The 8,739-nt window shown below is 36.4% G+C and carries 5 protein-coding genes and 1 tRNA gene; 2 read left to right on the top strand and 4 right to left on the bottom strand.

Going from position 1 to position 8,739, the window contains the following annotated elements; genetic code table 11:
- Positions 1-185: 185 nt before the first annotated feature.
- The 4 genes from ACNO7W_RS16125 to ACNO7W_RS16110 form a co-directional block, all read right to left on the bottom strand.
- A tRNA-His gene (locus tag ACNO7W_RS16125) sits at positions 186-259 on the bottom strand.
- Positions 260-334: 75 nt separating this feature from the next.
- Positions 335-1,051 (bottom strand): bacillithiol biosynthesis deacetylase BshB1, encoded by a 717-nt coding sequence (gene bshB1, locus ACNO7W_RS16120; protein ID WP_417938893.1) that lies wholly within the window; start codon positions 1,049-1,051, stop codon positions 335-337.
- A 68-nt stretch (positions 1,052-1,119) separates the two neighbouring features.
- Positions 1,120-2,187, bottom strand: coding sequence for a chorismate-binding protein (locus tag ACNO7W_RS16115; protein WP_417938892.1), 1,068 nt, complete (start codon positions 2,185-2,187; stop codon positions 1,120-1,122).
- Positions 2,187-2,624, bottom strand: coding sequence for a PaaI family thioesterase (locus tag ACNO7W_RS16110; RefSeq protein WP_417938891.1), 438 nt, complete (start codon positions 2,622-2,624; stop codon positions 2,187-2,189). Before ACNO7W_RS16110 ends, ACNO7W_RS16115 begins: the two co-directional genes overlap by 1 nt.
- Positions 2,625-2,931: 307 nt before the next feature.
- Between ACNO7W_RS16110 and ACNO7W_RS16105 the strand changes: the two genes are divergently transcribed.
- Together ACNO7W_RS16105 and purL are read left to right on the top strand one after the other, a co-directional pair.
- Complete coding sequence (locus tag ACNO7W_RS16105; RefSeq protein WP_417938890.1) at positions 2,932-4,458, top strand: hypothetical protein; 1,527 nt, start codon at positions 2,932-2,934, stop codon at positions 4,456-4,458.
- A gap of 343 nt (positions 4,459-4,801) precedes the next feature.
- A complete protein-coding gene (gene purL, locus ACNO7W_RS16100; RefSeq protein WP_417938889.1) occupies positions 4,802-8,455 on the top strand; it encodes a phosphoribosylformylglycinamidine synthase in 3,654 nt (1,217 codons plus the stop codon).
- Positions 8,456-8,739: the final 284 nt, after the last annotated feature.

The following is an 8,739-nucleotide window of genomic DNA, read 5'->3' as shown; positions in this document are numbered from 1 at the left end:
TGATACTGTATGTCCATTTGTTCTTTGAAAATCCATATTTCAAATGTACATTTTTAGAAGCTAAAAGCGAAATGCACTAAAGTGCATAGTTTTAACTACTTTTGGGACCAATAAAATCGAGCAATCCCACGAAAGTTTATCCCACAAAAAAAGCCCCGAATTTCTTCGAGGCTTTTGCCTTTTTGGGTGGATGACCGGGTTCGAACCGGCGACCCTCGGTACCACAAACCGATGCTCTAACCAGCTGAGCTACAACCACCATTTGCTTAGCGGTTGCAAATATACAACATAAGTTTACTTTTGCAAATAATTTTTTTAAAAAATTACAGCAAAATTATATCAAATCTCCTAAGCTATTGACTGCCAAATATCTTTCAACCGTAAAACCTTCGGCATAATCTACTCCTACAAGCCTTCCTAAATCCTGTGAACGATAATTTAGGCTTTCCAAGAAGTTTTTAGAAGTTATAGGCGTTACCGGTTCATTTGAGTTTTTATCATAAAACTGGGAGCCATAAGCCAAAATAGATTCGATTTTTTTATCTGTAAAGCCCGTAATATCGACCACAAAATCAGGTTCTATATTTTTCCACTGGATATAATGATAGACTAGTTTTGGTCTCCATGCAGCTTGATTTTCGTCATCAACTATAGTTTCTATTTTTCTCAATCCTGATAAAAAACAAGCATCCGAAACCAATTTACTTCCCTTTGCATGATCGATATGACGGTCGTCAACCGCATTACACAACACAATTTCCGGTTGATACTTGCGAATCATTTTTATGATTTCCAACTGGTGTTTTTCGTCATTGACAAAAAAGCCATCACGCATTTCCAGATTTTCCCGTACCGAAACGCCTAGAATTTTTGCGGCAGCATTCGCTTCCTGATCTCTAATTTCAGCTGAACCACGCGTTCCTAATTCGCCACGAGTCAAATCAACGATTCCAACGGTTTTCCCTAACGAAATTTCTTTTAAAATAGTTCCTGCACAACCTAATTCCACATCATCGGGATGCGCACCAAAAGCAAGTATATCTAATTTCATCTAAATTTTGTTTAATGTTTTTTTAGTTTAATGTTTAAAGTTCCTGTAGACCTAAAATTTTAAATCTTTTATCTGAAATCTAAAACCCTTTTCATCGTCATTGATTTATTGACGCTTTCGCTCCACTCCTTTTCCGGAATACTGTCTTTTGTGATGCCGCAACCCATATACAAATACGCTTGAGAATCTACAATTTGCATACAGCGCAAATTTACAAACAAATTAGAGCTTACCGAATCTGTTGCAAAACTGCTATTCAATTCCCCCAAAAAACCGGTATAAAAACTCCTTTCGTAATTTTCATTTTCCAAAATAAAAGCTTTGGATTGATCTTTTGGCAAACCACAAACTGCTGGCGTGGGATGTAATAAATTGATTACTTGCTGCAAACTGGAGTTCGAATTCAATACCCCCCATATATCCGTTTTTATATGCCAAATACTTCCCGCTTTGACACTGTAGGGTTTGGTAACCGAAACTTCCAAAGCAACGCCTTGCAAGGCTGAAACTATATAATCCGTAACATATTGCTGTTCTTCTTTCTCTTTTTTATCCCAAACTATTTCCCCCGAGCCGTTATCCTTTTGAGTTCCCGCCAAAGCCATTGTCTCAAATACATTCACATTGGCTTTTAACAATTGCTCGGGTGTAGCGCCAAGCCAGATCCCTACTTTTGGATGAAAAAAACAATACACAAAAGTAGCAGGATACAACTGAACCAACTTTTCGAAGGCCGTAACCAAATCGAAATCAACCAAATCAACTGTTTCTTTTCGGGATAAAACCACTTTCTTGAATTCGCCATTTTCAATGGCTTGAATTCCTTTGGCAACCAATCTTTCAAAATTATTTTTGGCCGCTCCATTTGGTTCCTTAAATTCCCTTTCAAGAACGTCAACTTTTTTTTTGTCCCAAATAACACCAACTATTTCAGACTGATTTTCAGGAATCAAATAGGTTTGATTGCCATCAAAAGAAGCAAAAACAAAGCCTTTTTCGCTAAAATCATTTACTTTATACAATTCATCATTCTGCTGAAAAAGTCCAATTATCATATCTGAATTGGGTTTGCAATACAATACAAAAGGTAAATTTTGCTCTAATTGATTTTTGGCTTTATCTAAAATTACGTCCATTATTTGTCTTCACTTTTTCTTTTTGGCAAAACCATATTCGTCAATTTACAAAGCGAAATCAAATTGTCTTTTTCATCCGTAATCCGTATTTCCCAAAGATGAATGCTTCTCCCCTTGTGAACTATTCTTGCCGTTGCCGTTACGATTCCGTCCCGTTTTGCTTTCAAATGATTTGCTGATATTTCAATTCCGCGCACTTCACTGTGTTCTGAATTCACATATAACATCGACGCTGCACTCCCCACACTTTCGGCCAAAGCCACCGAAGCGCCTCCGTGTAATAATCCCATAGGCTGATGCACTGAGGAATTTACCGGCATTGTTGCCACTAAATAATCTTCTCCTGCATCAGTAAATTCAATATTCAGTGTTTGCATCAATGTGTTTTCTGAGATTTGATTGCAATATTGAAGGATTTTTTCTTTGTCGAATGTCATGTTTATTTTTTTGTAAAAGTATAAATAGTATGCTTATGTTTAAACCAAAAAACGACAGACCGCTATATATATTTTTCGTCACTATAGAATAATTTGGTTTTTCACCACAAAAGGCACAAAAGCTTCTTATTGCTTTTCAAAAACAAAAGATTGTAATGATTAATTCTTAAATATTTTCATAAAACAATAGAAGCCCTTAAATTTTAGGCATTGCTTTTCCGTTCTTTTATGACTTCCTTTTCCTTTTGTGTCTTTTGTGGTTATTTTTTTTCAAATTAATCCCTATTTTTACAAAAAAACTAACGAAATGCGTTCGATAACTTTATTGCTTTTTATTGGAATATTGCTGTCTCTTTGCGCTTGTCGTTCTGATTTTGAGACCGTAGCCAGCACGGGTGATTTGGCCTTTTCGAAAGACACTATCTACTTAGACACCGTTTTTACCAACATAGGATCCAGCACCTACCGACTTAAAGTCTACAATCACAGTAAAAATGACATTACTATTCCAACCATAAAATTAGGAAAAGGATTGAATTCTAAATATAGAATGACGGTGGACGGAATGCAGGGAACCGACGGAAAAATATTCAACAATGTTGACCTTCTTGCCAAAGACAGTTTGTATATTTTCATAGAAACCACCGCTAATATTGCCGATGCCAACCCAACAGACTTTTTATACACCGACCAAATTCAGTTTGATGGTGGCGAAAATTTGCAAAAAATAGAATTAGTGACGCTCATTCAGGATGCCGTTTTTCTTTATCCAAAACGTTTTGCGGATGGAACCACCGAAACGCTTCCTATTGGTGAAGAAAAAATTGATGGTTTTTACCTCGATGAAAATGATCCCGTAAATGGTAATGAATTGCTGTTTACCAATAAAAAACCGTATGTTATTTATGGTTACGCCGCCGTTCCTTCAGGAAAAACGGCAATTTTTGATGCGGGTGCCAGAGTCCATTTTCATGCGAATTCCGGTCTTATCGTATCTAATAATGCATCAATACATATAAATGGAGCAACATCTACAACGGACAAACTGGAAAAAGAAGTCATTTTTGAAGGCGATAGATTAGAACCGGATTACTCAGATGTTCAGGGACAATGGGGAACGATTTGGCTTACTGATGGCAGTACTAACAATATCATAAACCACCTCACCATCAAAAATGCAACTATTGGTTTACTGATTCAAAACAATGACGGAACGACTACAACTATAAAAAACACCCAAATATATAATTCAGCTAACTATGGGATTTTGGCACAGACCGCAAAAATTAATGGTGAGAATTTGGTCATCAATAATGCGGGACAAGCTGGTTTAGCCTGTTCGTACGGCGGGAATTATAAATTTACCCATTGTACTTTCAACAACAATTGGAACAGCCCAGAACAAGTGGCGGTTTTGGTGAGTAATTACATTTTGGGAGCCGTTCCGGAAGTGAAAGATTTGACCGAAGCAACATTCAATAATTGTATTATCTACGGCTCGTACTCCAACGAAATGATTTTAAACAAAAAAATAGGCGCTACATTTGCATTCCAATTCAATAATTGCCTGCTTAAATTTGATAATCTTTCCAACCAATTTACCACAAATCCAGATTATCAATTTGAAACGGATGCAGCACATTACAATGCAATTCTTTTAAATAAAGATCCTAAATTCCTGAATGTTTCCCTAAACAAATTCAACATTGACGGGACTTCCGCCGCTTTCGCAAAAGGGAATTCGGCGTATCTAATTCCGTTGGATGTTATAGGAAACACAAGAACTTTACCTCCTGATTTAGGGGCGTATCAAAACAAACCATTCCATAAATAATTTCATTCTAACAAGATTTTTTTACCACGTCCAGAGACTTTTGAAACACTTTTGTCATAAAACAAATTAGTTTCCTTTTTTCTCTGATATGCTCTTATATTTCTTATATGGTCAACTCATTTAATATACTTTTTCACCATATAAGATATTGAAGAAAATATAAGTTTGTAAAAAAATCATGATTTCAAAGCATTAGAAAGTGTCAAAAAATAATTTGTGTTAATTCGTGAAATTCATGTTATACTTTTTACCCGTTTAATTTTTCAAAGTCTTTGCTTTTCACATTTGCTCGTACTATTTATTTAAACTAAATTTGCATCGCAATACAACAAACTAAAAAACAATGATCCATTTCTTTGAAAACCAAAGCAAAACTGTTTTTGCAGTACAAACGAAAAACGAAATTTCGGCTCAAGACATTTCAAAACTCAACTGGCTTTTTGCCAACTCCTATAAAATAGAAAAATCCGTATTGACGGATTTTTTTGTTGGTCCTCGCGCCACTATGATAACGCCTTGGAGTACCAATGCAGTGGAAATCACCCAAAATATGGGAATTTCCGGAATCATTAGAATCGAGGAATTTCACAAAGCAACAGCTGATTTTTCTGATTTTGACCCCATGCTTTCGCAAAAATATGCTGAATTAAATCAAGATATTTTCACTATCAACGTACTTCCGGAAGCTATTTTGGACATCGATGACATTGCTGCCTACAATAAAAAAGAAGGATTGTCTTTAAGTCCGGAAGAAGTAGAATATTTGGATAATTTAGCGATTAAATTAGGACGAAAACTAACGGATTCTGAAATTTTTGGTTTCTCACAAGCCAATTCAGAACACTGTCGTCACAAGATTTTCAACGGAACTTTTATAATTGATGGAGAAGAAAAAGAATCTTCTTTATTCAAATTAATCAAGAAAACGTCACAAGAAAACCCTAACGATATTGTTTCGGCATACAAAGATAACGTTGCTTTTGTAAAAGGGCCGCGTGTACAACAATTTGCTCCAAAAAGTGCTGACAAACCTGATTTTTATGAAATAAAAGAATTTGATTCGGTTATTTCATTAAAAGCAGAAACGCACAATTTCCCAACAACGGTAGAGCCTTTCAACGGAGCTGCAACAGGTTCTGGTGGAGAAATCCGGGACCGTTTAGCAGGTGGACAAGGTTCTTTGCCAATGGCAGGAACGGCAGTTTACATGACTTCGTACTCTCGTCTATCAGCAAACAGACCATGGGAAAACGGCATGACCGAAAGAAAATGGTTGTATCAGACTCCAATGGATATTTTAATCAAAGCCTCTAACGGAGCTTCTGATTTCGGAAACAAATTTGGACAACCGTTAATTACAGGTTCTATCCTGACTTTCGAACACGAAGAAGACGCTCGCAAACTAGGTTTCGACAAAGTAATTATGCAAGCGGGTGGAATTGGTTACGGAAAATTAGATCAGGCGATTAAGAAAAAACCACAAACAGGTGATAAAATTGTTATCCTTGGTGGAGAAAATTATAGAATCGGAATGGGTGGAGCTGCAGTTTCTTCGGCAGATACCGGAGCTTTTAGTTCAGGAATTGAATTGAATGCGATTCAACGTTCGAACCCGGAAATGCAAAAACGTGCTGCCAATGCCATTCGTGGTTTGGTAGAAAGCGATATCAATCCAATTGTTTCCATTCACGATCATGGTGCTGGCGGACATTTAAACTGTCTTTCGGAATTAGTGGAAGATACCGGTGGATTAATTGATTTAGATAAATTGCCTGTGGGAGATCCTACCCTTTCGGCAAAAGAAATAATCGGTAACGAATCTCAAGAAAGAATGGGATTGGTTATTGGTAAGGAAAACATTGATTTATTGCAAAAAATTGCCGACCGGGAACGTTCACCGATGTATCAAGTGGGTGACGTAACTGGAGATCACCGCTTTACTTTCGAATCAAAATCAACAGGTGCCAAACCAATGGATTTTGCCTTGGAAGACTTTTTTGGAAGTTCTCCAAAAGTGGTGATGACAGACAAAACAATCGAAAGAAACTATGCTGATTTAGACTATACGGTAAAAAATATCTCCACTTACTTAGAGCAAGTACTTCAATTAGAAGCTGTAGCTTGTAAAGACTGGTTAACAAACAAAGTGGACCGTTGTGTTGGTGGTAAAGTTGCCAAACAACAATGTGCCGGTCCATTGCAATTGCCATTGAACAACTGTGGTGTAATGGCTTTGGATTATTTAGGCAAAGAAGGAATCGCAACTTCTATTGGTCACTCTCCTGTTGCAGCATTAATTGACCCTGTTGCGGGAAGCAGAACTGCCATTGCAGAAGCATTATCGAATATTGTTTGGGCGCCTATCAAAGATGGTTTGGATGGAATTTCTCTTTCTGCTAACTGGATGTGGGCTTGCAAAAACGAAGGGGAAGATGCTCGTTTGTACGCAGCTGTACAAGGTTGTTCTGATTTTGCAATCGAATTGGGAATCAATATTCCAACAGGAAAAGATTCCCTTTCAATGAAACAAAAATATCCAAATGATGAAGTAATCGCACCGGGAACGGTGATTATTTCAGCAGGTGGAAATTGTACTGATATTAGAAAAGTAGTGGAGCCTGTTTTACAAAGAGATGGCGGATCTATCTATTATATCAATTTGTCTCAAGACGATTTCAAATTAGGAGGTTCTTCGTTTGCACAAACGTTGAATACTATTGGAAATGAAGTCCCAACGATTAAAGACGCTGCATTTTTCAAAAGAGCTTTCAATACAATACAAGAATTAATTCTAGATAATAATATCCTTGCTGGACACGATATTGGAAGTGGTGGTTTAATTACTACTTTATTGGAAATGTGTTTTGCCGATGTGAATTTGGGAGCTAAAATAGATTTCTCTGTTTTCGAAGAAAAAGACATTATCAAATATCTTTTTGCAGAAAATATTGGAATTGTTTTTCAAGCAAAATCGGATGCTGAAGTTGAATCTAAATTAAAAGCAAATAATGTTGCTTTTTACAAATTAGGAACTGCTACGAACGAAGCAACATTAGACTTTGGACCTTGTAAATTAGACATTGCCAAATACAGAGATGTTTGGTACAAAACTTCATTTTTATTAGACCAAAAACAATCGAAGAACGGAACAGCACAACAGCGTTTCGACAATTATAAAAATCAAGCTTTACACTATACTTTTCCAACGCATTTTACAGGAAAAAAACCAGTTATCGACAACTCAAAACCGCGTCCAAAAGCAGCAATTATTCGTGAAAAAGGAAGTAATTCCGAACGTGAAATGGCGAATGCCATGTACTTAGCCGGGTTTGATGTAAAAGATGTTCACATGACCGACTTGATTTCGGGACGTGAAACTTTGGAAGACATTCAGTTTATCGGGGCTGTTGGCGGATTCTCAAATTCAGATGTTTTAGGTTCTGCCAAAGGTTGGGCTGGAGCATTTTTATACAATGAAAAAGCAAAAACAGCTTTAGACAATTTCTTCAAAAGAGAAGATACTTTATCTGTTGGAATCTGTAACGGTTGCCAATTGTTTATGGAATTGGAAGTGATTAATCCAGAGCATGAAGTACACGGAAAAATGCTACATAACGAAAGTCATAAACACGAAAGTATTTTCACATCAGTAACGGTACAAGAAAATAATTCAGTGATGCTTTCTTCATTAGCAGGAAGTACACTGGGAGTTTGGGTTTCGCATGGAGAAGGAAACTTTAACTTGCCAATGGGTGAAGAAAATTATAATATTGTTTCTAAATATGCCTACGAAGACTATCCTGCTAATCCAAACGGTTCTCATTTTGACGTTGCGATGCTTTGCGACAAAACAGGACGTCACTTGGTAATGATGCCACATATTGAGCGTTCAACGTTCCAATGGAACTGGGCACATTATCCAAAAGACCGAGACGATGAAGTTTCGCCTTGGCATGAAGCGTTTGTCAATGCCAGAAAATGGATGGATAAAAAATAATTAAAAATTTATTTGAAATTTATAAAAGCGTTCGCCTTTGGTGAGCGCTTTTTTTGTTACTAAATAAAAATTCATAATACTGAAATTTAAAAATTTCAGTATTATTCCCTTCTTTTTCAAAACCTCATTTATTTTTCATTAAATCGTAAAATAATTGTATTTTTAACAAAATTTTATATGACTATCCGTAATGCGGACTAAAATCATTTCGAATATAATTTTCGTCGTTTGTACATTTATAAAGCATAAATATTAGCCCACAGATTGTACAGATTATACCGATT

Origin of the sequence: Flavobacterium sp. ZB4R12, from assembly GCF_048276375.1 — a bacterium.
Classification (GTDB): Bacteria; Bacteroidota; Bacteroidia; order Flavobacteriales; family Flavobacteriaceae; genus Flavobacterium; species Flavobacterium gawalongense.
Note: the sequence above shows the minus strand (reverse complement) of the source record. Positions and strands in the feature narration are given on the sequence as shown.

Coding starts and splice junctions, on each gene's coding strand:
- ACNO7W_RS16110 (WP_417938891.1), bottom strand. CDS start 2,624: ATGACATTCGACAAAGAAAAAATCCTTCAATATTGCAATCAAATCTCA.
- ACNO7W_RS16115 (WP_417938892.1), bottom strand. CDS start 2,187: ATGGACGTAATTTTAGATAAAGCCAAAAATCAATTAGAGCAAAATTTA.
- purL (WP_417938889.1), top strand. CDS start 4,802: ATGATCCATTTCTTTGAAAACCAAAGCAAAACTGTTTTTGCAGTACAA.
- ACNO7W_RS16105 (WP_417938890.1), top strand. CDS start 2,932: ATGCGTTCGATAACTTTATTGCTTTTTATTGGAATATTGCTGTCTCTT.
- bshB1 (WP_417938893.1), bottom strand. CDS start 1,051: ATGAAATTAGATATACTTGCTTTTGGTGCGCATCCCGATGATGTGGAA.